This is a genomic window from Granulicoccus phenolivorans DSM 17626 = NBRC 107789 = JCM 15570, assembly GCF_000423085.1.
Classification (GTDB): Bacteria; Actinomycetota; Actinomycetes; order Propionibacteriales; family Propionibacteriaceae; genus Granulicoccus; species Granulicoccus phenolivorans.
Genome location: NZ_AUHH01000031.1, coordinates 1 through 23,734 on the forward strand (window position 1 = coordinate 1; position 23,734 = coordinate 23,734).

24 protein-coding genes are annotated in these 23,734 nt (G+C 69.6%); 11 read left to right on the forward strand and 13 right to left on the reverse strand.

Annotation, left to right across the window (positions count from 1 at the left end):
• The first annotated feature begins 680 nt into the window (after positions 1-680).
• Positions 681-1,181 (forward strand): hypothetical protein, encoded by a 501-nt coding sequence (locus G531_RS0112720; protein ID WP_026927545.1) that lies wholly within the window; start codon positions 681-683, stop codon positions 1,179-1,181.
• Positions 1,182-1,211: 30 nt separating this feature from the next.
• Here G531_RS0112720 and G531_RS0112725 read toward each other — a convergent pair whose 3' ends face one another.
• The gene (locus G531_RS0112725; protein WP_026927546.1) at positions 1,212-2,192 is read right to left on the reverse strand and encodes an RNase H family protein; all 981 of its coding nucleotides are present in this window, start codon (positions 2,190-2,192) and stop codon (positions 1,212-1,214) included.
• Positions 2,193-2,267: 75 nt separating this feature from the next.
• Complete coding sequence (locus G531_RS0112730; RefSeq protein ID WP_026927547.1) at positions 2,268-2,831, reverse strand: hypothetical protein; 564 nt, start codon at positions 2,829-2,831, stop codon at positions 2,268-2,270.
• A gap of 141 nt (positions 2,832-2,972) precedes the next feature.
• Between G531_RS0112730 and G531_RS0112735 the strand changes: the two genes are divergently transcribed.
• Positions 2,973-3,476, forward strand: a complete 504-nt coding sequence (locus G531_RS0112735) for a pyridoxamine 5'-phosphate oxidase family protein (RefSeq protein ID WP_026927548.1) — start codon at positions 2,973-2,975, stop codon at positions 3,474-3,476.
• Between the two features lie 8 nt (positions 3,477-3,484).
• Here G531_RS0112735 and G531_RS22395 read toward each other — a convergent pair whose 3' ends face one another.
• Both G531_RS22395 and G531_RS0112745 read right to left on the reverse strand, forming a co-directional pair.
• Complete coding sequence (locus G531_RS22395) at positions 3,485-5,017, reverse strand: APC family permease (protein WP_211221846.1); 1,533 nt, start codon at positions 5,015-5,017, stop codon at positions 3,485-3,487.
• 23 nt (positions 5,018-5,040) lie between these two features.
• A complete protein-coding gene (locus G531_RS0112745; RefSeq protein ID WP_026927549.1) occupies positions 5,041-6,291 on the reverse strand; it encodes an MFS transporter in 1,251 nt (416 codons plus the stop codon).
• 75 nt (positions 6,292-6,366) lie between these two features.
• Between G531_RS0112745 and G531_RS0112750 the strand changes: the two genes are divergently transcribed.
• Positions 6,367-7,203: a hypothetical protein gene (locus tag G531_RS0112750; RefSeq protein WP_026927550.1), complete on the forward strand. Its 837-nt coding sequence runs from the start codon at positions 6,367-6,369 to the stop codon at positions 7,201-7,203.
• Positions 7,204-7,209: 6 nt separating this feature from the next.
• On the opposite strand, the gene G531_RS0112755 is transcribed toward G531_RS0112750, so the two are convergent.
• Positions 7,210-8,352 carry an acyl-CoA dehydrogenase family protein gene (locus G531_RS0112755; RefSeq protein ID WP_026927551.1) on the reverse strand — a complete coding sequence of 381 codons (1,143 nt, stop codon included), beginning with the start codon at positions 8,350-8,352 and terminating at the stop codon, positions 7,210-7,212.
• A 157-nt stretch (positions 8,353-8,509) separates the two neighbouring features.
• Between G531_RS0112755 and G531_RS0112760 the strand changes: the two genes are divergently transcribed.
• Positions 8,510-9,259, forward strand: a complete 750-nt coding sequence (locus G531_RS0112760; RefSeq protein ID WP_026927552.1) for an SDR family NAD(P)-dependent oxidoreductase — start codon at positions 8,510-8,512, stop codon at positions 9,257-9,259.
• Between the two features lie 108 nt (positions 9,260-9,367).
• Here the strand turns inward: G531_RS0112760 and G531_RS0112765 are convergent, their stop codons facing one another.
• Positions 9,368-9,988: a TetR/AcrR family transcriptional regulator gene (locus G531_RS0112765; RefSeq protein WP_026927553.1), complete on the reverse strand. Its 621-nt coding sequence runs from the start codon at positions 9,986-9,988 to the stop codon at positions 9,368-9,370.
• A gap of 209 nt (positions 9,989-10,197) precedes the next feature.
• Here G531_RS0112765 and G531_RS0112770 point away from each other — a divergent pair, with 209 nt between their 5' ends.
• From G531_RS0112770 to G531_RS0112785, 4 genes are read left to right on the forward strand one after another with little or no spacing between them, the layout of a single operon-like run.
• The gene (locus tag G531_RS0112770; protein WP_026927554.1) at positions 10,198-11,889 is read left to right on the forward strand and encodes an AMP-binding protein; all 1,692 of its coding nucleotides are present in this window, start codon (positions 10,198-10,200) and stop codon (positions 11,887-11,889) included.
• The gene (locus G531_RS0112775; RefSeq protein ID WP_026927555.1) at positions 11,886-13,913 is read left to right on the forward strand and encodes an oxidoreductase; all 2,028 of its coding nucleotides are present in this window, start codon (positions 11,886-11,888) and stop codon (positions 13,911-13,913) included. The genes G531_RS0112770 and G531_RS0112775 overlap by 4 nt, the downstream gene beginning before the upstream one ends.
• 52 nt (positions 13,914-13,965) lie before the next feature.
• The gene (locus tag G531_RS0112780; protein ID WP_026927556.1) at positions 13,966-14,718 is read left to right on the forward strand and encodes an SDR family NAD(P)-dependent oxidoreductase; all 753 of its coding nucleotides are present in this window, start codon (positions 13,966-13,968) and stop codon (positions 14,716-14,718) included.
• Between the two features lie 21 nt (positions 14,719-14,739).
• On the forward strand, positions 14,740-14,982 hold the full coding sequence (locus G531_RS0112785; RefSeq protein ID WP_026927557.1) for a hypothetical protein: 243 nt from the start codon (positions 14,740-14,742) through the stop codon (positions 14,980-14,982).
• A 67-nt stretch (positions 14,983-15,049) separates the two neighbouring features.
• Here G531_RS0112785 and G531_RS0112790 read toward each other — a convergent pair whose 3' ends face one another.
• The 6 genes from G531_RS0112790 to ppk2 form a co-directional block, all read right to left on the reverse strand.
• A complete protein-coding gene (locus G531_RS0112790) occupies positions 15,050-16,240 on the reverse strand; it encodes a hypothetical protein (RefSeq protein WP_026927558.1) in 1,191 nt (396 codons plus the stop codon).
• Positions 16,241-16,361: 121 nt separating this feature from the next.
• Positions 16,362-16,814: a DUF2231 domain-containing protein gene (locus G531_RS0112795; protein ID WP_026927559.1), complete on the reverse strand. Its 453-nt coding sequence runs from the start codon at positions 16,812-16,814 to the stop codon at positions 16,362-16,364.
• Positions 16,815-16,916: 102 nt separating this feature from the next.
• Positions 16,917-17,192: a hypothetical protein gene (locus G531_RS0112800; RefSeq protein WP_145978618.1), complete on the reverse strand. Its 276-nt coding sequence runs from the start codon at positions 17,190-17,192 to the stop codon at positions 16,917-16,919.
• A gap of 49 nt (positions 17,193-17,241) precedes the next feature.
• A complete protein-coding gene (locus G531_RS0112805; RefSeq protein ID WP_211221847.1) occupies positions 17,242-17,679 on the reverse strand; it encodes a hypothetical protein in 438 nt (145 codons plus the stop codon).
• 78 nt (positions 17,680-17,757) lie between these two features.
• A complete protein-coding gene (gene poxB / locus G531_RS0112810; RefSeq protein WP_026927562.1) occupies positions 17,758-19,479 on the reverse strand; it encodes a ubiquinone-dependent pyruvate dehydrogenase in 1,722 nt (573 codons plus the stop codon).
• Between the two features lie 54 nt (positions 19,480-19,533).
• Positions 19,534-20,427: a polyphosphate kinase 2 gene (gene ppk2, locus G531_RS0112815; RefSeq protein WP_035758826.1), complete on the reverse strand. Its 894-nt coding sequence runs from the start codon at positions 20,425-20,427 to the stop codon at positions 19,534-19,536.
• A gap of 55 nt (positions 20,428-20,482) precedes the next feature.
• On the opposite strand from ppk2, the gene G531_RS22400 reads away from it, so the two are divergent.
• The 3 genes from G531_RS22400 to G531_RS0112830 all read left to right on the forward strand — a co-directional run bounded on the left by G531_RS22400 (position 20,483) and on the right by G531_RS0112830 (position 22,805).
• Entirely contained in the window at positions 20,483-21,304 is an 822-nt protein-coding gene (locus tag G531_RS22400) for an inositol monophosphatase family protein (RefSeq protein WP_035758827.1), read from the forward strand.
• Positions 21,301-22,143: an SGNH/GDSL hydrolase family protein gene (locus G531_RS0112825; RefSeq protein WP_051215450.1), complete on the forward strand. Its 843-nt coding sequence runs from the start codon at positions 21,301-21,303 to the stop codon at positions 22,141-22,143. The genes G531_RS22400 and G531_RS0112825 overlap by 4 nt, the downstream gene beginning before the upstream one ends.
• 95 nt (positions 22,144-22,238) lie before the next feature.
• Positions 22,239-22,805: a hypothetical protein gene (locus tag G531_RS0112830; RefSeq protein WP_026927565.1), complete on the forward strand. Its 567-nt coding sequence runs from the start codon at positions 22,239-22,241 to the stop codon at positions 22,803-22,805.
• 9 nt (positions 22,806-22,814) lie between these two features.
• Here the strand turns inward: G531_RS0112830 and G531_RS0112835 are convergent, their stop codons facing one another.
• Complete coding sequence (locus G531_RS0112835) at positions 22,815-23,693, reverse strand: sigma-70 family RNA polymerase sigma factor (RefSeq protein ID WP_026927566.1); 879 nt, start codon at positions 23,691-23,693, stop codon at positions 22,815-22,817.
• Positions 23,694-23,734 lie beyond the last annotated feature (41 nt).

Here is a 23,734-nt window from a genome sequence, read left to right on the forward strand (position 1 = left end):
TCGGCGCGGCTCCCATGAGTCCGGGCGACCCGTCGACGGGGGTCGCGCGATGGATCCCATCAGTCGGCGATAGCAACCGGCTCGCGCACTTGCTGCACCACCCGCGGGTTTCCGGAGGCGTCGCCGAGTCGCCTCTTCTGTCGCGGGAGCGGCTCGGGGGGAATATTCTGTCGCGGGAGCGGCTCGGGGGGAATATTCTGTCGCGGGAGCGGCTCGGGGGGAATATTCCGTCGCGGGAGCGGCTCGGGGGGAATATTCCGTCGCGGGAGCGGCTCGGGGGGAATATTCCGTCGCGGGAGCGGCCCGGTGGAGATATTCCGTCGCGGGAAGCTCGGTGCCGGTTTTGCTGTCGCGCGAAGGCTGCCGGGGCACGATGTTGTCGCTGGTTGTCGCTGGTTGTCGCCGGCCGGAGCAGCCCACCCGCGTGTCATCCCTGGCCGGCGCGGCCCGCCCGTGTGTCATCCACCCGCCCGCGTGTCATCCCGGCCGGCGCGGCCCGACCAACGCCCCACCGCCCGTGTGCCATCCACCCGCCCGTGGTCATCCACCCGACCGGCGCAGCACCCTGAACTTGCCCGCCCGCGGGTCGGCGTACGCCCGGGCGCGGAAGAGTTCGGCGCGGTCGCCGGGATCGCGTAGGCTCGAAGGAGTACACCGGGATGAGTTCTGAGGGCAGATTGATGAGCAACCAAGAGTTGAGCGGCGACAAGGTGAAGACGCGGAGCCTCGACCTGTTCTCCGCGATCCTGACGGTGATTTCGCTGCTGTGCCTGCTGTTCTGGGTGGCGGTGCTGGCCCAGCAGGTGGGCAGTCCGATCACTTCGGGCTTCGCCTACTTCCTGACCGGCGCGATGCTGCTGCTGTTCGGGTTCCTCACGGTGAGCTGCGCCACGATGGCGTACGCCCGGCTGACCCTGGACGAGAACGGCGTGACCCGCAAGGGCATCCGCGGGTGGAGCGTGCCGTGGGAGGACGTGCTGGCGATGCGGGTCATCGGGGCCGACGGCAAGCGGCCGGCGCTGCACCTGAACCGGCTGCTGCAGCGCAAGCTCAGCGGTCCCGACCAGACGATGCCGACCCGGATCGGGCGCGACGACGTCGCCAGGGTCCAGGCCTTCCTGACCCAGCACCGGATCCCGGCCGAGGTGGGCGAACCGCTGCACGAGTCCACCCCGCACTGAGGTCCGCCCCGGTAACCCCCGGGATCCGGCTCAGGCCTCGGTCGAGATCTGCCGGAAGCGCTGCTGCCAGTTCGCCTCTTCGCGGACCCACAGCGCCGAATGCAGCGCCGAGGTCTCGGAGTCACTCACCCGGCACAGCAACAGGACCTGATCGGGGCTCAGCCGCTCCACCCGGAGCACGTCCAAGTCCGCCGGGCGCGGCAGCGCCCCCACCTCGGCCAGGGCCTTGGACCGGGGCAGTACGCCGGTCCCGCTGAACTGCAGCCAGCGCGGATGCAGCAGCGCGGCGGTCGCCGCCGGGTCATTGCGCACCACATCGGCGATCAACGAGCGCTCCAGCGAGATCACCAGTTCCTCATCGGCCAGTTCGCCCTCGATCGGCAGCATCTCGATCTCCGGCTCCGGCTGCGGGTCCCGCGGCTCATCGGCGGCCAGGGCGATGTCGTCGGGTTCGAACAGGTCGGCGTACGGATCCGCGGCACCCTGCGCCCCCGCATCCTCCGCACCGGCGCCCTCCGCCCCGACACCCGCCGCACCGACACCCTGCGCCCCGGCGAAACCGGGCCCGGTCTCGGGTCGCTTCCCCTGCTGGTACGCCGTCGCAGCGGCCCGGGCCCGCACATCGGCGGCCTCGTTCAGGTCATGACCGGCGTGGCCCTTCACCCACTCGAAGCGAACCGTACGCCCGGCCAGCGCCGCATCGAGTTCCTTGAGCAGCTCCACGTTGAGCACCGGCTTGCCGTCGGACTTCTTCCAGCCCTTGCGCTTCCAGCCGGGCAGCCACTTGGTCAGCGAGTTGATCACATACTGCGAATCGCACAGCACCCGCAGCTCCTCGGGACTGCCCGCGGTCTGCTGCAGCAGGTCGAGCACGGCCTTGAGCTCGCCCATGTTGTTCGTCCCGTGGGGCCAACCGCCGGCGGCCCAGTGGTCGTCGTCGATGTACCAGGCCCACCCCGCCGGGCCGGGATTGCCCAGGGCGGAACCGTCTGCTGCTGCGATGATCGTCACCGCGCGATTCTCACACATCCCGGGTGAGGGAGGCCGGGGCAACCACGTCGCCGTCGGCCCGGAGCGAGTCGTCGCTCAGGATTCACACTCGTCGCAGATACCGGTCGCGGGCAGGGCCACGAAGCAGGTCGGGCAGAACTTGAGCGGGCGCGCGTTCTCCTCCGGCTTGGGCGGCCGGGCGGCGCGTTGGGCCGCGCGGGCGGCCTTCTCGGTGTAGATGGTCGAGTAGCCGGGCGTACCGCCATCGGCCGGCATCGAGTGGCAGAACTTGCGGTAGCACTCCAACCGGGCCCGGGCGGCGTGCTCCTCGCGCTCCTGCGGATCGGTGAGGGCCGGGAGAGCGGCGACCTTGAGGACCAGGTCGTAGCCCGCGCCCACCATCCCGTCGGTTTTGTGCACCACCAGGGCCGACAGGGCCGGGTCACTGTTGTGGTGGCAGACCCGGACGACCAGGCCCAGGACCTTGCCGATCCATTGCCGCGAGGGGCCCTTGGCGACGATTCCCGAGTGCTTCTGGACGCGTTCGGCGAGGTCACTGTAGGTGATGGTCGCGTGATACCGGGTGGCGACGTCATCGCGCAGAATCAGGTATGCCGACTTGGCCCAGCGTTCCAGATTGGCCTCGAAAGTTGTCGCCATCTCGCCTCCGCGTCGTCCGACACACCGACTCTACTGCGTCGGAGAACGGCTGGGGAAACACGAGCTGAACGGTGGATAGCCACTGGGCCTATTCATAGGCATGATTCGCATGTACGCTCGGGCGAACGCGAAAGGAGCGACATGGGTCGCCTGGGAATCGATGACATCGAGAATCTGCGCAGCGTCCGGCTCGGCCTGGCCGAACGCGACGAACTGCTGGCGGCGCAGACCGAATGCACCTTCTGCTTCCGCGGGCCCGACGGCTGGCCCAGTGGAGTCATCATGAGCTTCCTGCTCGCCGAGGGGCACTTCTGGTTCACCTCGGTGGCCGGGCGTCCGCAGGTCGATCGACTGGCCGAGGACGCGCGGGTCTCGTTGGTGGTGACCAACGCCGGCACCGACCTGCCCGGGCGGCAGATGCTCACCCTGCGCGGGACCGCCGTGGTACATCGCGACGCCGCCCGGAAGGACTGGTTCTTCGGGGAGTTCACCCGGCGGCATCAACCGGCCGATCCGGCCGCGTTCCGCCGGCTGCTGGACAGCCCCAACCGGGTCGTCATCGAGGTCACCCCGACCGGGATCGCGGCCAGTCATGATTCCCGCCGGATGCCCGGCAATGGTCGCGGTGGCGTGACCGGCAGTTGAGCCGGAGCTCAGCCCTGCTCGCGTACCGGCTCCGGAACCTGATCGGCGGCCGGCAGCGTCCGCGCGAAGCCGTGTCGGAAGAAGTCCGGCCCGACCCGGCGCTGCCACAGCATCAGCGGAATCCCGACCAGCATCCCGACCGCGCCGAGGACGAACACCGCACCGATCTCCCAGGGCCCGATCCGCACTACGGTCTCACCGAAGTCCGGGGCCAGTGAGGTGATCGTCAGCCACAGCGCGGCGGCCAGCATCATCAGCCCGCCGAGGCCGGGCAGGATCCGCCGGGACAGCACCTGCCCCGGCCCCACCGCCCGATCGCGGTACAGCTTCGCGCAGGCCAGCCCGGTCATCCCGTAATAGAATCCGATCGCAATCCCGCAGGCGGTGACCGCATCGGCGATCATTCCGCCGCCGGCGGTGAAGTTCAGCACGATGTACAGCGCCACCGACACCAGGCCCATCGCCCAGGTGGACACACTCGGGGTCAGCCGGCGCGGGTGGACCCGGCCGAAGACCGCCGGCAGCGCCCGGTGGAAGGCCATCGAGAAGGTGGTCCGCGCCGTCGGCAGCAGGGTGGTCTGGGTCGAGGCCGCCGCGGAGGTGAGCACCATCAGCACCAGCAGGTGCACCAGCACCTGGCCCAGCGCTGAATCGCCGAAGACCGCGGTCCCCAGGGCGGCGATCACGTCGTCGAAGTGGTCCGGGTTGGCCAGCCCGAGTCCGGTCGTCCCGACCCCGGCGTACGCCAGGGCGGCGACGGTGGTCAGCAGATAGATCCCCAGCAGCACCACCGTGGCGGTCAGCGCGGCCCGGCCCGGGGCCCGATGCCGATCGCGGGTCTCCTCGTTGACCGACAGCACCGAGTCCCAGCCCCAATAGATGAACACCATCAGCAGCACGGTGTTGGCGAAGGTCGACAGGTCCATGTTGATCGGGACGAACCACTCCCAGCTCGGCAGGCTGGAGCCCGGGATCGGCGTCCCCGCGGCGAATCCGGCCCCGACCCGGACCAGTGCCACCACCGCGAACAGCAGCAGCATCACCGCCTCGATCCCGACCAGGGCGGTCTGCAGCTTCGCCGACACCCGGATCCCACGGACGCACAGCCAGGTCATCCCGAGGATGAAGGCCACCCCGACCGCGAGTACGGCCGGGTGGGTCGGATCGGCGCCGATCTCCGCGGCCCCGACCAGCAGGAAGGTGTACTGCCCGGTGACCTGGGCCAGCGACGCCATCACCAGCACATCGCAGACCACGATCGCCCACCCCGACAGCCAGCCCCAGACCGGCCCGAAGGCCCGGGAGACCCAGACGAAGGAGGTGCCGCAGTCGGGCTCGGCCCGGTTCAGGTGGTAGTAGCCCAGCGCACAGCAGAACGTCGGGAGGAACGCCAGCAGCACGATCGCCGGCGCCTGCAGCCCGACCCCGGCGGCGACCAGCCCGAGGGTGGCCGCGATCGAGTACGCCGGGCCGGTCGAGGCGACCCCGATCACCAGGGAGTCGACGGTGCTCAGCGCCGAGGAGCGCAAACCTTTGGCCACCGCAGCAGTGTAGAGGCGCCCGACTAGGCCCGATACCGCCAGAAGGCCGGGACGATCAGGGCCGCCAGGATCACCCCGACGATCACCAGCACGCCACCCCCCGTGGTGGTGATCGCCGTGCCCACCACTGCGGCAGCGGCCCCGTGCAGGGTGTCGGCCAGCCGCGGCCCGCCCGCCACCACCACGATGAACACGCCCTGCAGCCGGCCGCGGACCGACTCGTCGGCCGCCGATTGCAGCATGGTCTGCCGGAATGCCGCCGAGGCCATGTCGGCGGCCCCCGCGATGGCCAGCAGGAGCGTCGCGACGCCCAGCCACGGCCACGGTTCCCCGACCGCCAGCCACAGCGTGATGCCGAAGCCGACGATCCCCAGGCCCCACACGATGATGCACAGGATCACCGCCCGACCGTGCCGCCGCACCTGGGAGACCCAGCCGGAGAAGACCCCACCCAGCGCCGCCCCGGCGGGAATCGCAACCATCAGCACGGCGTACTGCCAGCCGCCCTCCAGCGGGCCGCCGAAGGACTCGTGCGCGATCTGCGGGAACAGCGCCCGCGGCATGCCGAACACCATCGCGATCAGGTCGACCACGAAGCTCATCATCAGGATCGGCTGGGTCCGCAGGTACGCCAGCCCGTCCAGCACCGAGGCGACGTTGGGTTTGCTCAGCCCACCCGGCGGGGGCAGCGACGGCAGGTGCAGCACCGCCCAGAGGGTGGCGACCAGGCACAGGGTGTCGATCAGGTACAGCACGGTGTACCCGAGCACCGGGATCAGCGCGCCGCCCAGCAGCGGCCCCGCGATGGCGCCGAACTGCATCACGGTCATGTTGAGCGAGTTCGCCGCCGGCAGCAGATGTTTGGGCAGCAACTGCGGCAGCACCGCGGTCCGGGTGGGCTGGTTGATCGCGAAGAAGGCCTGCTGGATCGCGAACAGGCCGAGAATGAGCCAGGGATTGTTCAGTCCCAGCGCCGCCTGCACGGTGAACAGGGCCGCGGTGCCGATCAGCCCGAGCGTACTGATCAGCATCAGCGTACGCCGGTTGAACGCGTCGGCCATCGCTCCGCCCCACAGCCCGAACACCACCAGGGGAACCAGACCGAACAGGCCGGTCAGGCCGACCATGCCGGAGGACTGGGTGATCTGGTACAGCTGTGCCGGTACCGCCGCCACGGTCACCTGGGCGCCGATCACGGTGATGATGTTCGCGGTCCACAGGCGCTTGAAATCGGGGTTGCGCAGAGGTCGGGTATCGGCGAGGAGGCGGGGCACCGGCCGATCCTACGTCCGGCGGAGCGTCCGGCCGAAAATGCGAGGCTGTCCCCACCCTCGCCTAGGCTGGACACCATGAGTGAGGTCCGGTTCAATTCGCCCCCCGGGTGGCCCGCCCAGCCGCCCGCGTCCGGTTGGGTACCGCCGGCGAATTATCCGACCCCGCCGCCGCAGTGGCCGTTCTGGACCCACCCCGACGGTTCGCCGGCCGAGGCGCCCGAGGGGCAGTGGGTGCCCACCGTCTCCGCCCCCGATCCCGGCTGGGCCCCGCCGACCGGCCCCGCGGTCGGGAAGGGCGCCGCCCCGAAGCAACCCACCGAGCCGACGGCGACCGGGGCCGGGCCGGCCAAGTCCCGGATCAGGCCGTCGCGGCCGCTGATCGTCGCCCTGGTGGCCCTGGTCGTGGTGCTGATCGGGGTCGGTGCCGTGGTGGCCGCGACCCAGTATGCCCAGCGCGGCCCGGCCCTGGAGCCGGGCCGGCTGGGGGAATTGCGTGTGGGTGACCCGGTCGAGAAAGGGGTCCAGCTCGGGATGCTGCGCCCGAGTACCCAGGACTTCTGCTCCCCGTACGTCGCGACCGAGGGCTATCACCAGGTGTATTTCAGCGTCGGGCAGCAGACCGCCCACGGCGAGCAGGTCGTCCTGGAGATCCTGGTCAACACCGGCGCGCTGGTGCGTACCGGCAAGGACATCCGGATCGGCAGCACCGGCGACGAGGTCGCCCGGGCGTACGGCCGGCAGTTGCAGCACGACACCTTCGAGACCAACACCGGGGCCGTCGACCTGCCCTACGTGGAGAACGGCGACGGCGCCCTGGTGTTCCTCACCGACTCGGTCAGCGGGGTCGTCAACGGGATGATGGCGGTCACCACCGAGCGGCTGCAGAGCCGCGAACTGTACGCCGGCTGTTGACCCCGCTCAGCGGGCCAGATCCCGGCTGATCACCAGCCGCTGGATCTGGTTGGTGCCCTCGAAGATCTGCATCACCTTGGTCTCGCGCATGTAGCGCTCGACCGGGAAGTCCTTGGTGTAGCCCGCCCCACCGAAGACCTGCACGGCGTCGGTGGTGACCTTCATCGCATTGTCGGTGGCGATCAGCTTCGCGATCGAGGCCTGCCGGGAGTACGGCCGGCCGGCATCGGCCAGCCGCGCCGCGTGCAGGTAGGTGGCCCGGGCCGACTCCACCGCCGCGGCCATGTCGGCGAGCAGGAAGCCGAGTCCCTGGTGGTCGATGATTTTCTTGCCGAAGGCCTCACGCTCCTTGGCGTACGCGATCGCCGCGTCCAGGGCTCCCTGGGCGACCCCGACGGCGGCCGCGGCGATGCCGAGGCGACCGGCGTCCAGGGCGCTGAACGCGATCGGCAGCCCCTGTCCTTCCGCACCGATCCGACGCTCGGCAGGGACCCGGGCGTTGTCGAACAGCATCGTGGCGGTCGGGGAACTCATCAGGCCCATCTTGTCCTCGGGGCGATCGGCGGTCATCCCCTCGGTCTTCCCGTCGACGTGGAAGGCGGAAATGCCCTTGGCGCCGTCGTCGCTGGTACGAGCCATCACCAGGTAGAAGTCGGCGACCCCACCGTGGGTGGTCCAGGCCTTGGCCCCCTTGATCAGGTAGTCCTCGCCGTCGCGGACCGCCCGGGTCTTCATCGCGCCGGCGTCGGAACCGGCGTGCGCCTCGGACAGGCAGTAGCCGCCGAGCTGCTCGCCGCTGAGCATGCCCGCCAGCCACCGGTCCTTCTGCTCCGGGCTGCCGAACCGGGTCATCGCGTAGCACGACAGCGTGTGCAGGCTCACCCCGACACCGACCGCGGCCCACGCCGAGGCGATCTCCTCCACGACCTGGAGGTAGACCTCGTTGGGCTGGCCGAGGCCGCCGTACTCCTCGGGGAAGGGCAGGGTCAACAGTCCGGCGCGGCCGAGGGTGCGAAACACTTCCCGGGGGAAGGTGTGCTCGCGTTCGTACTGATCGACGATGGGTCGCATCTCCTTGTCGACGATCTCCCGCGTCAGCTGGATCAGATCATCGGATTCCTCGGTGGGCATCATGCGCTCGGCGGGCATCGTGGCTCCTTGGGTCGACGTTGGCCTGCCACCAGTATCAGATCAAAAGGCTGAAAAGTCGACCCTTGAGAGGAAAAATCGACCGAAGGGTTGAAAAATGAGTCGAACCCGCATAGCGTCGGCATCATCCAGAACCGGACAAACACAAGGAAGTGGCATGCCCCTCACGAACAAGATCGCCCTCGTCACCGGTGCTGCGTCCGGAATCGGCCGCGCCATCGCCCGCAATCTCGCCGACGCCGGCGCCACCGTTGCCGTGGTCGACCGCAACGCCGAGGGGGCCGCCGACGCCGTGCAGGCCATCGAGGCCGCCGGCGGCAAGGCCGTCGCCTTCGCCGCCGACCTCGGTGATGCCGCCGCGATCCTGCAGCTGCGCGATGACGTGGTCGAGCAGTTGGCGCTGCCCGATGTGATCGTCAACGCCGCCGGGTTCGACCGGGTCGAGCCCTTCCTGAACAACGACGACGCCCTGTGGACCGCCCTGGTCACGGTGAACTACCTCGGCCCGGTCCGGCTGTGCCACGCCTTCCTCACCCCGATCGTCGCGGCCGAGAAGACCGTCAAGATCATCAACATCGCCTCCGATGCCGGCCGCGTCGGCAGCATGGGCGAGACCGTGTACGCCGGCACCAAGGGCGCGCTGATCGCGTTCACCAAGTCGCTGGCCCGGGAGATGGCCCGCTACAAGATCAACGTCAACTGCGTGTGCCCCGGCCCGACCGACACCCCGCTGTTCGACACCCTGCCGGAGAAGATCCGCGCCGGCCTGGAGAAGGCGATCCCGTTCCGCCGGCTGGGTACCCCGGAGGAGGTTGCCTCCGGCGTGCGCTTCTTCGCCACCGCCGATTCCGACTTCGTCACCGGCCAGGTGCTCAGCGTCTCCGGCGGCCTCACGATGGCCGGCTGAACAAGCGGGGCCGGCTGATCGGCTGACCGCACGGCTGCACACCCGGGTGCGCCTCCCTGTCGCCACGGACGGGAGGCGCATTCGCCATGTCCGGGGGCGGCCGGAGGGTCAGCCGAACATCCGCAGCGCGCTCTCCACGATTCGCGCCCGGGCCTCGGCCTGGTCGCCGTGATAGGCGCCCGGGCGCAACCAGACCGAGGACTGGTTCAGAATCCCGTGCAGGCACTGCAGGGTCACATTGATGTCGCTCAGGTGGAACTCGCCCTCGGCGACGCCGCGCTCGACCACGCGGCGGAAGACCGCGTCGTGGCGCCGGCGCATGTCCTTCATCGGTGCCTCGAAGCTTTCCGGCCAGGACCGGGGCCAGGAGAAGGCGGCCGCCACCTCCGGCGCGGTCTCGGTCAGGATCAGCACCTGCTCATCGATCAGTGCGGCCAGCAGGTCACGGGCCGAGCTCTGCCCGACCGCCTCCTCGCGCTCCTGCAGTCGACGCAGCACCTCCTGGGTGAGCGACTCCAGGGCAGCGGCCACCAGGTCGTCCTTGGAGGAGAAGTAGTGATACAGGGTGGCCTTGGCGATGTCGGTCTTCTCGGCGACGTCCTCCAGGCTCATGCCCAGGTAGCCGGCCTCGGCGAGCACCAGCGTCGCGGTGCGCACGATCTCCGCCTTGCGCCGGTCGCGGCGCCGGGACACCCGGGTCGAGCCCTGTTCCTTGGCTGTCGTGCTCACGTCTCCTCCTGGCGCTACGGATCTCCCTCGAACCTTAATCAGCAGACCCTAAACCACGGCAACCCCGGGTCCCAGGGTCGTCCCATAGAGCAGAAAAGCAACTCTGTAGATCAATATTCGACTCAACGGTTGAACTTTCGGCCGTTGCGTCATAGCGTACTCGTAACACAACGAGGTGCCCCCGGGCCGAGTGTCTTCGAGGAGTCGAGATGAGCCCCAACGAATACGAATCCACCAGCCGGACCGTCAGCGTCCAGGTCGATCCCGATCTGGTGCGCCGCAACGTGGAGCGCGGCTGGTGGCGCGACCGCACGCTGATCGACGATCTGCTCGACCATGCCGCCACCCATCCCGACAAGCCCGCGGTCATCGCGCACCGCGCCGGGGTGGGCGTGGAGTCCCTCAGCTGGGCCGAGTTCCGCGCCAAGGTCGACCAGTACGCCGCGGCGCTGCTGGATCTCGGCGTCGGGCCGGGGGACGTGGTCTCCTTCCAGCTGCCCAACTGGTGGCAGATCAACGCACTGCACCTGGCCGCCGGCCGGATCGGGGCGGTCACCAACGCGATCCTGCCGATCCTGCGGCGCCGCGAGGTGTCCTTCATCGTGGAGCGGCTGGCCTCGAAGGTCTTCATCACCGCGCAGAGCTACCGGGGCTTCGATCACGCCGAACTGGCCGCCCAGGTGGTCGCCGAGGTGGCCACCCTGGAGCGCGTCTTCGCCGTCAACGCCGATCCGGCCACCCTGCCGGCCGGGGTCGAGGACTTCGCGGCGTACTTCGACGACCCGGCCCATGCCGCGGCGCATCCGGCCGAGACCCTGGACGCGCTGCGCCCGGACGCCAACCAGGTGGCGCAGATCCAGTTCACCTCCGGGACCACCGGGGAGCCCAAGGGCGTGGTGCACACCTGGAACACCGTGTACGCCGGGTTCATGCCGTCGGTGGTCGCGCTCGGGCTGACCGGGGAGGATGTGCCGATCGGGTTCTCGCCGATGTCGCACACCACCGGCTTCTACGGCGCGGTCTCGATGCCGGCCTGCCTGGGACAGACGGTGGTGATCCAGGACGTGTGGGACCCCAAGGTCGCCCTGGAGCTGTCCGACGAGTACGGCGCGACCTGGACCATGGCCGCCGCCCCGTTCGTGTTCGACCTGTGCGCGACCGCGCAGCACAGCGGCCTGCGCCCGCGGACGCTGCGCCGAATCAGTTCGGCCGGGGCACCGATCCCGCCGTCGCTGATCGCCCGGTCCCGCGACGAACTCGGGGCCCAACTGTTCTCGGTGTGGGGGATGACCGAGGTGGGGGCGATCTCCTCGACCCTGGCCTCCGATCCGCCCGAGCGGGCCGCCGAGAGCGACGGCAAGGTGATGGAGTGGAACGAACTGCGGGTCTTCGACGAGTACGACAACGAGGCGCCGCGGGGGCAGGTGGGTCGCCTCGGCGTACGCGGGGCGTCGCTGCTGGTGACCTATTTCAAGCGGCCCGACCTGTTCGAGAACTCCTTCATCGTCGACGACTGGTTCGACACCGGGGACCTGGCCCGGATGGACGACGAGGACTACATCCGGCTGGCCGGCCGCTCGAAGGATCTGGTGATCCGTGGTGGGGAGAACATCCCGGTGGTCGAGGTCGAGGGCGTCCTGCTGGAGCACCCGAAGGTCGGCGAGATCGCGATCATCGGCATCCCGGACGAACGGCTCGGGGAACGGGCGGCCGCGTTCGTGGTCCCGGTCGACCCGGACAACCCGCCGACGCTGCCGGAGCTGACCGAGTTCCTCGCCGGCCGGGAGATGGCCAAACAGTTCTGGCCGGAATTCCTTACCGTGGTCCCGCAACTGCCCCGGACCGCCACCGGCAAGATCCAGAAGTTCCGGGTCAAGGACCTCATCAAGGAGCAACAGTGACCTACGAGCACCTGCGCGCCCCGCTGCAACTGGGCAGTCTGCGCCTGCGCAACCGGATGGTGATGGGCGCCATGCACACCCGGCTGGAGACCCTGGACCGGCCGATCGAGCGGCTGACCGCGTTCTACCGGGTCCGCGCCGCCGGTGGGGTCGGGCTGATTCTGACCGGTGGCATGGCCCCGCACCCGGACGGCCGGATGGACCCCGAAAGTGCCGTTCTGGACACCCCCGAGGCGATCGCCGAGCACGGTCACCGCGAGATCTGTGCGGCCGTGCACGAGGAGGGGGCGGCCATCGTGCTGCAGATCCTGCACGCCGGCCGGTACGCCGAGGTGCCCGAATGTGTCGGGCCGTCGGCGGCGAAGGCGCCGATCAAGCGGTACGCCCCGCGGGTGCTGGCGACCGCGGAGATCTGGGAGATCATCGAGCAGTACGTCACCACCGCCCGGTTGGCCCAGCAGGCCGGCTACGACGGGGTGGAGATCATGGGCTCGGAGGGGTACCTGATCAACGAGTTCCTCTCGGTGCGCACCAATGACCGCACCGACGAGTTCGGCGGCGACCTCGACGGGCGATTCCGGTTGCCGGTGGAGATCGTGCGCCGGGTCCGCGACGCGGTCGGCCCCGACTTCGCGATCATCTACCGGATCTCGGCGATCGAACTGGTCGAGGGCGGGCTGACCGGCGAGGAGACCCTCGAGCTGGCCCGCCGGGTCGAAGCCGCCGGTGCGGATGCGCTGAACACCGGCATCGGCTGGCACGAGTCCCGCGTCCCCACGATCGCGGCCAGTGTGCCCCGGGCGGCCTGGGCGTTCGCGGCGCGGCGGATCAAGCAGGCGGTCGGCGTCCCGGTGATCGCGTCCAACCGGATCAACACCCCGCAGACCGGCGAGGACCTGCTCGCCGCCGGGGACGCCGATCTGGTGTCGATGGCCCGGCCGCTGCTGGCCGACCCGAACTTCCCGGAGAAGGTGCTGCAGGACCGGACCCAGGACATCATCCCCTGCATCGGCTGCAACCAGGCCTGCCTGGACCGCATCTTCACCGAGCGGACCGCCAGCTGCCTGATGAACCCGACCGCCGGCCGCGAACTCGACTTCCTGCTGCCCGAGCCCCGGGTCCGCCGCCGGGTCGCGGTGGTCGGGGCCGGCCCGGCCGGGCTGGCGTACGCGATCACCGCCGCCGAACGGGGCCATGAGGTGACGCTGTACGACGGCGCGGACCGGATCGGCGGACAGCTCAACCTGGCCCGGGTGGTCCCGGGCAAGTCGGAGTTCAATGAGGCGCTGCGCTACTTCGGCGTACGCCTGGGCGAACTCGGGGTGAAGACCGAACTCGGCCGGCCGGTGGATGCCGCCGAGCTGACCGACTTCGACCATGTGGTCGCGGCCACCGGGGTGCATGCCCGGATCCCGGCGATCGAGGGGATCGATCATCCGAGCGTGGCCAGCTACCTCGAGGTCCTCACCGGCCGGGTCACCCCGGGGCACCGGGTCGCGATCATCGGGGCCGGCGGAATCGGCTTCGATGTCGCGGAGTACCTGCTCGGGGATCCGAGCGAGACCACCGATCCGCAGGTCTTCCTGGCCGAGTGGAGCGTGGATCCCGCGATCGCCGAGCCCGGCGGGCTGCTCAGCCCCAAGCGGCGGCCCCGGACGCAGCCCCCGGCCCATGAGGTGACCATCCTGCAGCGCACCCCGGGCCGGTTCGGCCGCAGCCTGGGCAAGTCGACCGGCTGGACGCTGCGGGCGCGGCTGGCCCATGCCGGGCTGCAGGAGATCGCCGGAGTCAGCTACGACCGGATCGACGATCGGGGGCTGCACTACACCCTGGACGGGGCCCAGCACCTGCTCGAGGTCGACACCGTCATCGTGTGCGCCGGCCAGGAGAGCGACCGGACCCTGTACGACGAGTTGGTCGCCGCCGGGGGCGAAACCGAGCTGATCGGGGGCGCGCACACCGCTGCCGAACTGGATGCGGTGGCCGCCATCGACATGGCCACCCGGGCGGCGTACGCCCTGTAGCCACGCCTAGACTTGGTACTCACCCAGGTGGGTACCAAGTCGAGGGGGACTCATGTTCGATTTCAGCGGCCGGGTGGCTCTAGTGACCGGGGCGGCGTCGGGGATCGGGCGTGCGATCGCCCTGAACCTCGCCCGCCAGGGCGCGCAGGTGCTGGTGACCGACATTCATTCCGACGCGATCGATGTGGTCGTCAAGGAGATCACCGACGCCGGCGGCGCGGCGGCCGGGTTCGTCCAGGACACCTCGGTACGCGAGGACAACGAGCGGGCCGTGGCGTACGCGCTGGAGAAGTTCGGGGCCCTGCACCACGCGGTGAACAATGCCGGGATCGGGGGCCAGCCCACCCCCACCGGGGAGACCGATCTGGACGGCTGGGACCGCACGGTCAGCATCAACCTGGCCGGGGTGATGTACGGGATGCGCTATGAGATTCCGGCGATCGAGCAGTCCGGGGGCGGGTCGATCGTGAACATGGCCTCGATCCACGGGCTGGTGGCCACCGGGATCGGGAACAGTGCGTACACCACGGCCAAGCACGGCGTGATCGGGATGACCAAACAGGCCGGGGTCGATTACGGCCCGCGCGGGGTCCGGGTGAATGCGGTCATGCCGGGCTACATCAACACGCCGCTGCTGGCCCAGGTCGACAAGACCTTCTACGACTCGCTGGTGTCCAAACACCCGGCCGGGCGGCTCGGTGAGCCCGAGGAGGTCGCGACGCTGACCGCGTTTCTGCTCTCCGACGAGGCGTCTTTCATCACCGCCTCCGCGCACTTGGTCGACGGTGGGTACTGTGCCCTCTGACCCCTACCCCCAGGAGCACTCATGGCCGAGCAACTTGATTTCCTCAATGGCGTACGCAAACTGCACGCGATGTACACCGAGCAGGTCCGGATGCTCGCCCATGCGTACGGGATGACCAATGAGCAGGCGGCGATGATGCTGGATCAGTTCGGCTACTACAACGTGGCGCGACAGATCCTGGTGGAGCCGCAGCATGATGTGACCAAGGACGGGTTGGCCGAGATCGTTCGCGAGGACGTCGACCCGGATGAGGACGAACAGTAGGTCCAATGACGCACTTCGGCCCGGGCCTGAGGGCCCGGGCCGACGCATGTCCGTCCGGACGCGAGCGTCAGTTGGCGGGGGGAGCTTGCGTGCTCGTCGAAGCTGAACCCGAACTGCTTCCGGTCCAATTGGAGCCGGTGCCGGTGCCGGTGTTCGACCCGGTCCCGGTGTTCGAGCCGGTCCCGGTGTTCGAGCCGGTGCCGGAGTTCGAGCCGGTGCCGGAGTTGGTACCGGTCCCGGAGGTCGATCCACTGCTGTAGTTCGACCCCGAACCGGTGCCGGTCCCGGAGTTCGACCCGGTCCCGGAGTTGGTCCCCGAGCCAGTGGTGCTGCCCGTGGTGGCCTTGCTCCCGGTACCCGTACCGGTGGTCGAACTCTGGGTCGGGTTCGCACCGGTCGCGCCGGTGGTGGGCCGGCTCTGCGTGGTGGCCGCGCCGGTGGGCTGCGCGGTCGGGTTGTTGGTCGCCTGGCCCTGGGTCGGGCGAGCGGTCGGGTCGGTCGCCGGCTGCTGGTTCTGGGAGTCGGTACCGGTGGTGCCGGCCTGCTTCTCGGCCTGCTTCTGCTGGGAGTACGCGCTGTTCGGGTTCAGCGCGGCTCCGTTGCTGGACACGATCTGACTGACCGTGCTGCCCGATCCGCCGGACAGGGCATGGCCGGTGACCAGCTCGTAACCGGTCACCCCGGCGATGGCAATCACGAAGGTGGCCGCCGCGCCGACGAGCACCGTCTTCAGCCGGGGGCGACGCTTGGTCGCAGGCTGCGTCGTGTCCGGGACATCCTCGGCGATCGGCAGGACATGGGTCTCATCGGTCGAATCGGCGGTCCCGGTGGCCGGAGCCACGTTGGTCACCGTGTCGGCCGGCGCCGAGTCGACCTGCACCGTGGGCAGCGACTTGGTCTCCGCGGCTGCGTCGTGGTGCTCACGATGCGCCTGTACATTCCGCTTGAACGCCTTGGACATCTTCTGGTGCCCCTGATTCAGCGTCTTGGTGTAGACCGCGCTCGCCACGGCAAGCACAGCGCTGGACAGCGCAGCACCACCGATCGTGCCGGCGACACCCAACTGGGAGCCGATCGCGGCCGAGGTCATCGAGGCGAGGGCACCCCCCACGACCGCAGGCCCCGACAGGCCAAGGCCCTTCTTTTCTTCAGGTTCCTTGTCCTCGCGCTCTTCTTCGGTGTGATCGACCCAGGTCAGTTCGGCCTGGTCGACGGTCGGTTCGGCTGTGTGCTCGGCAGTGGTGGTTGCCTTGCGCATGGTCCTCCTCCGGCTGGTTGTCGCCTACACCTCAATGAACGAGATGTGCCCTAAAAACAATCCCATAGAACCTGTGAAGTTCACAGTTTGGCAACGATTCAGACCAGGGTCTGACAAACCGTCATTGGCCCCAGACTGAGGCGGCACCGGTGTCCCCGGTCATGAAGACCAGGAACAGCAGGACCGCGCTGACGGCCACGCTGAGCCCGCCGATCACCCATTTCACCACCGGGTGGCGCAGCCGCTCCGGTCCGATCTTTGTCGAGGCGACAAGCCAGAATGCCACCACCAGGACCAGGAACACCAGGACCCAGGCGGTCAGGGTCTCACCCCAGCCGGCATGCGTGAGGGCCGCCTGGTGATCCTGGTCGGCGTGGCCGAGGTGGGTGCTCAGGAGTTCATCTCCGGCGCGGGCGGTCAGCAGCACCGTGAGCGATGTCACGGCTGAGAATGCGGGTTGCACCCAGCCGAGCCAGTGGCGTACGCGGGGGACCAGGACGGCGCCGATCTGGCCGAGGGCCGCCAGGATCACGAAGACGACGGCGAAGTGAACGAGCAGCGGGTGCAGGGGCATGGGCGCTCCGGGAAGGTCGGGAACAGAACGAGTTGAACCGTCAACATGAATGAGTGTGACAGGAGGTCCGCTCCCGAGCAACTGATCCGGTCACCCCGGCGCTCAGGCGAACAGGGCGAGCGCCATCGCCCCCGACATGCTCAGGAACGCGGTCGCGCAGAACACCAGTGCGCTCAGCGTGGACGGCTTTCCGCCCGAGCGGCCGGCCAGCGTCAGCATCATCACCAAAGCCCCGCCACAGGCCACCCACAGCACGGTTCGCAGCAGCCACTGCGGCCCCGGCGCGTTGTAGAGCAACAAGAAGATGACCGCACTGGCCACCGACACCGCCATGGTGATTCCCACGCGGCGATTGAGGGTCCCGCTCGCCGATAGCATGCCCCCAGTTTAGTCCGCCTGCCCCGGCCCGGACGGTGCCGAAGGGCCCTCAGCCGATCCCGTAGCGGTCGTAGAAATGCCCGATGGTGAGCGCCGTTGAGTCGCCCAGGTCGACGAGTTCGGCGACGAAAAACTCCTTGCCCTGGGTGATCCCGGAAACACCCTGAACGAGGTTGCCGCGAGCACCCTCGAACACCTGGTGGAGCACCTGTACGCCATGGCGCCAGGCCTCGTCCACGCCTTCGCGCAACCGGTCGGCGGGGACATCGAAAGAGATGCTCCCCATGATGCTGCTGCCGAGCCCGCCACCGGGGCCGACGCTGATCTCGGAGCCGGTGACCCCGGGAGCCGCCGCGATCGCCTCGTTCACCTCAGCCACGCCGGGCCGCGAATTGCAGCCCAGGAGCGGTGCGAACAGTCCCAGTGGGGCCGCCAGGAGCAGGTGCCGGCGGGTCGGTTTCAATCGTGGCTGGGCTCGGGGATCCATGGCCCGGCAGCGTAGTGCGGCGGGGGTGCACCCGGCCCCGGGCCGAGCGTCGCCCCCGGACCGCACGCCGTCGGTGCCTCAGAACAGCTGGCGCAGGTTCGTCCGGGCCAGGTCGATCAGCTCGTCACCACGCCCCGACATCACCGTCCGCAGGGTGTACAACGCGAAGCCCTTGGCCTGTTCGAGCTGGATCGTCGGCGGGATGGTCAGCTCCTGCGGATCGGTGACCACGTCCACCAGGGCCGGTCCGTCGTACGCGAAGGCCTCGCTCAGGGCGGCATCCACGTCCTCGGAGCTCTCCACCCGAATGCCCTTGATCCCCATCGCGCGGGCGACGGCGGCGAAGTCGGGGTTGTCCAGATCGGTGGCAAAGGGGACGATCCCGGCGGCCTTCATCTCCAGTTCCACGAAGTTCAACGAGGAGTTGTTGAACACCACCACCTTCGCCGGCAGACGCATCTGCACCAGCGTCAGCAACTCACCCAGCAGCATGGTCAGGCCGCCGTCCCCGGAGAGGGTGACGGTTTGCCGGTCCCGCTCCCGGGCCAGTACGCCGATCGCCTGCGGGACGGCATTGGCCATCGACCCGTGCGAGAAGGAGCCGAGCAGCCGGCGCCGCCCGTTCATTTTCAGGTAGCGCGCGGCGTACACCACGGGGGAACCGACATCGGGAATGAAGACCGCATCGTCGGCGGCGAGCGCACTGATCCGCTGGGCGAGGTACTGGGGATGGACCGCGGCTCCGCGACGAGCGGGGGTGGCCAGGTCGTCCAGCTTCTCCCGGGTCTTGGCGTAGTGCTTCAGCGCGGTCTGCAGGTGGTGGTCTTTCTTCGGTTCCAGCAGCGGCAGCAGGGCCGTCGCGGTCTCGGCTACCCCGCCGACCAGGGCGACCTCGACCGGGTGCCGCTTGCCGATCTGCTCACCGCGCAGATCCACCTGGATCACTTGCGCGCTGTCGGGGAAGAACTGGGGATAGGGGAAGTCGGTTCCCAGCATCAGGATGGCCTCGGCCTCCCACATGGCCTTGTAGCCGCTGGAGAAGCCGAGCAGTCCCGTCATGCCGACGTCGTAGGGGTTGTCGTACTCCAGGTGGTCCTTGCCGCGCATCGCGTGCACGATCGGCGCCTGCAACCGCTCCGCCAGGGCGAGCACCTCGCGGTGGGCGCCGGCGGTCCCGGCGCCGCCGAGGATGGTCACCGACCCGGCCGCGTTCAGCACCGCCGCGGCCCGGCCGAGGTCCGCGGCCACCGGGACAACGGTGGAGCGGGCCCGGGTCACCCGGACCTCGCGGGTGTCCTGGGCCTCCGCGGAGGCCACGTCCCCGGGGATGACCAGGACGGCCACGCCGCGGCGTTCGATCGCGGCGCGCATGGCCACTTCGAGCAGCCGTGGCAGCTGCTTTGGGTCGGCGACGTACTCGACGTACACCGAACATTCCCGGAACAGTTCCTGGGGATGGGTCTCCTGGAAGTAGCCGGTGCCGATCTCGGAGGTCGGGATGTGCGCGGCCAGGGCCAGTACCGGCACCCGGCTGCGTTGGGCGTCGTAGAGCCCGTTGATCAGATGCAGGTTGCCCGGGCCGCAACTGCCGGCACACACCGCCAACTCGCCCGACATCTCCGCCTCCGCCCCGGCGGCGAAGGCGGCAGTCTCCTCGTGGCGGACGTGGACCCATTCGATTTCGTGGTGCGTACGCAGCGACTCGGTGATGGCGTTCAACGAGTCGCCGGGTACGCCGTAGACCCGCCGAACGCCATTGAGCGAAAGCATCCGGATGAGATTTTCGGCAACGCTGACCATGACCCCCACCGTAGAGCAGGGGTCCCGGGCCCCGGTCGGCGAACCCGCCGAAGCTCAGTCGCCGACGGCTTCCCGGCCCCGGCGGACCAGCTTCGGATCCGGCTCGGCGACGATCGCGTGATCCTTGTCGTCGTAGTCGAACTGGCTCAGGAAGGCCCGCATCGCGTTGATCCGGGCCCGCTTCTTGTCGTTGGACTTGATCGTGATCCACGGCGCGTAGTCGGTATCGGTGCGCAGGAACATCGCTTCCTTCGCCGTGGTGTACGCCTCCCACTTGTCCAGCGACTCCAGGTCCATCGGCGACAGCTTCCAGCGCCGGACCGGGTCGATCTGGCGGATCGCGAACCGGGTGCGTTGCTCGTGCTGGGTCACCGAGAACCAGAACTTGGTCAGGTGGATGCCGGAATCGACCAGCATCTTCTCGAACAGCGGCGCCTGCTCCATGAAAGTCTCGTACTGCTCATCGGTGCAGAACCCCATCACCCGTTCCACGCCGGAGCGGTTGTACCAGGAGCGGTCGAACATGACGATCTCGCCGTGGGTGGGCAGGTGCTGGATGTAGCGCTGGAAGTACCACTGGCCGCCCTCGCGGTCCGACGGCTTGGCCAGCGCGACCACCCGCGCGTACCGCGGATTGAGGTGCTCGGTGAAGCGCTTGATCGTGCCACCCTTGCCGGCCGCGTCGCGGCCCTCGAACACGATCACGAAGCGCCGGTCGTTGTCCTGGGCCCAGTACTGCAGCTTGAGCAACTCGATCTGGAGCTGGTACTTGATCTCGTCGTACTCGTCCTGCTTCATCCGGGTGGGATACGGGTAGTCCTCTTCCCAGGTCTCCACCGCCGAACCGCCCGGATCGATCAGGTCGGGGTCTTCGCCCTTGCCGCCGCGTACTGAGTAGCCCATTTGTCGGAGATGATCGATGTATTCGCGCAGGTTCTGCTGAGCCATGGGGCAGAGCCTAGCGCCCCTTCGCACGGCTGCAACGCGTGGTTAAGTAGGGCCCGTGAATGAGCTGCGCATCATCGCCGAAACCGTCGCCGCGGCCGCTGCTGAGCAGGCGGCCCGGCTGCGAGTGGCCGGGGTCGAGGTGGCCGGAGTGAAGTCCAGCCAGACCGATGTGGTCACCCTCGCCGACCAGCAGACCGAAACCTGGATCCGGGACGAACTCGCCCGACTGCGGCCCCGGGACGGGATCCTCGGGGAGGAGGGCAACAGCGTCACCGGCACCTCCGGAATCACCTGGATCGTCGACCCGATCGACGGCACCGTGAACTACCTGTACGCCATCCCGCAGTGGGCGGTCTCCATCGCCGCGGTCGAGGGCGACCCCGACCCCGCCACCTGGACCGCGCTGGCCGGGGCGGTCGCCAACCCCGGCCCCGGCGAGGTGTACGCCGCGGTGCGCGGGGAGGGGGCGTACCTGGGGGAGCACCGGCTGGAACTGGAACCCAAGCACGACCTCGGCCGGGCCCTGGTCGCCACCGGTTTCGGGTACGCCGCCAAGCGGCGCGCCGCCCAGGCCCGGATGCTCACCGCGGTCCTGCCGCGGGTCCGCGACATCCGCCGGATGGGAGCGGCCAGCCTGGATCTGTGCGCGGTCGCGACCGGACGGGTCGATGCGTACTACGAAGTGGGTCTGAAGCCCTGGGACCACGCCGCCGGGGTATTGGTCGCCCGTGAGGCGGGCGCGATCCTGGGCGGGCCCGGGGGAGCGGGTACGCCCCCGCTGGAGGCCTTCGCCTGGGCCTGCAATCCCGGCCTGGCCGAACCGTTCGCCGACCTGCTGACCGCGGCCCGGGCCGACATTCCGGAGGCGGACTGGTGACCCGCCTCGACCCGGCGTACGCCTCCACCCCGCTGGCGCCGCGGACCTGGCGGCGCTACGTCGCGATCGGCGACTCCACCTCCGAGGGCCTGGTCGACCCCGATGGGAACGGGTCCTGGATCGGCTGGGCCGACCGGTTCGCCGCCCGGCTGGCGATGGCCCAGACCGAGCCGCTGGAGTACGCCAACCTCGCCGTGGCCGGCTACCGCGCCGAACAGGTCCGCGCCACCCAACTCGACCGGGCGCTGGCGATGCACCCGGACCTGATGACCGTCGTCGCCGGGGTCAACGACGTGATCGCGCCGCGCCCGGACTTCGACACGGTGGCGACGGCATTGGCGGAGATGTTCGCCGGGGCCCGCGGAATCGGAGCGACGGTGCTCACCTTCACCACCCCCGACACCTCGGCGTGGAGCCCCGCCAGTCGGGTGGTCCGGGATCGGGTGTTGACCCTGAACCGGATCACCCGCGAGCTGGCCGCCGAGCACGGCGTCCTGTTGCTCGATTTCGCGCACATCCCGATGGCCGCGGACCCCCGGATCTGGGCGGACCGGCTGCACATCAACGCCGTCGGGCACCTGCGGACCGGGGCGGCGCTGGCCTGGCTGGTGGGCGTGCCCGGCGTGGGACCGGAGTGGGCCGATCCGCTCGGTGACGGCGCCGGCGATGCGCACGAGCCCACCGACAACCCCGCCCGCGGGCCGGGCAGTCACCTCAGTTGGGCGATCCGGCACCTGGCGCCCTGGGTGGTCACCCGGGTGCGCGGTCACCACGGGCATCACCCGCCGGAGGGCAAGCGGCCCACGCCGGTCGCGGTGGAGGTGACCCCGGCCAGTTGACGGGGTACGCCGCACCGGCGGCGACGTGCCTGTCGGACGAAAAGGTGACGCGGCCGGCCCGGGGACCCGACCCATCGCCTTCCTAGGCTCGCGGCATGCGAAAGATCCTCACGGTGATCGGTCTGGTGCTGGGGAGCCTGGCCTGGGCGTTCCTGGTGTGTGTGCTCGGGTTGTTCACCGACCTGTCGTTCTCCGCAGCCGGGTGGGCGTTCTTGGGGATCGGCTGCTGGATCGTGCCGGCCGCGATCGTCGCCGGGATGCTGCGGGGACGGTTGCGGATCGCCCTGTTGGTCGGGGTGCTCGCGGTGAGTCTGTCCCTGTCGGTTGCCTGGTGGTGGGATGCGCCCCCCTCGCACGGCCGGATCCGGGCGGTTGCCGATCGGACCCAGCTGCCGGCGGACTGGCTGCTGGAGGAATCCAAGGAGGCGGGCAACACCTGGGGTCTGTGGGGCTACTATCCCGAGATCAACCGCACGTACGCCGCCGATCCCGCGGAGATCCCGGCGGCGGCCGCGGAGTTGGAGCGGGCGGGCTGGCACGCCGAGCCGTGGGGCGAGCCGCCGGGTACCCAGCTCAGCCGGGGTCGTTGGCGGATCTTTCTGAGCGAGCAGAGGCCGGCCGGCGATCACCCGCAGGTTCGGGTCAGCTGGCACCGGTATTGAGGCCCGGCGTCATCCGGCGTCGAAGTCGCGGATCCGGCCGACCTGCATCGCCTCGATCGCGGCCCGGTCGGCGATCAGGTCGATCCCGGTGATCCGGTCGGCCTCGATGGTGAAGGAGAACACCACCATGATCCGGCCCAGGTGGGACCAGACCACGGCCGCCTCCCGGTCCACGGTGACCAGCCGGGCCGCCTGCGCCCCGCCGGCAAAGAACTGGGCGATCGGATCGGCACCGGTCGCCTCGAAGGCGCCCATCTCGCGGCCGGCCGCATCGGCCCGGACGACCGCGTCCGGATGCAGCAGGGCGAGCAGGGTGGCGAAATCGTCGCCCTTGGCCGCGGCCAGGAACGCCTCGACAATTTCCCGGCGCCGCCGCCGATCGGGCCCGGTCCCGACGGCTTCGGGTTCGCCCCCGCGTACGCGTCGCCGCGCCCGACTGGCCAGCTGACGGGCCGAGGGAACCGACCGGTCGAGCACCTCCGCGATCCGGTCGAAGGGCAGCCCGAACAGGTCGTGCAGGACGAACGCGACCCGCTCGTCGGGGGTCAGCGTCTCCAGCACGACCACCAGGGCCGCCCCGACCGAATCGGCCAACTCGGTGCTCTCCTCCGGCCCCGGCGTGGGCACCGGCGGCACCTCGGCGACCCGGTCGGCCAACTCCTCCCGGCCGGCCCGGCTGCGCAGGTGATCCAGACACAGCCGGGAGGTGACCGTGGTCAGCCAGCCGGGAAGATTCTCGATCTCCGCGGCCCCGGTCTCCCCGCGATGGCGCTGATACCGCAGCCACGCCTCCTGGACCACGTCCTCGGCCTCGGCGTCCGACCCGAGCATCCGGGTCGCCAGTGCGGTCAGGCGAGGCCGTTCGGCCTCGAAGTCCTCGGTGCTCATCGTTTCCTCCGCTGATCCGGTGGTGGTGCTGTCACACTCGG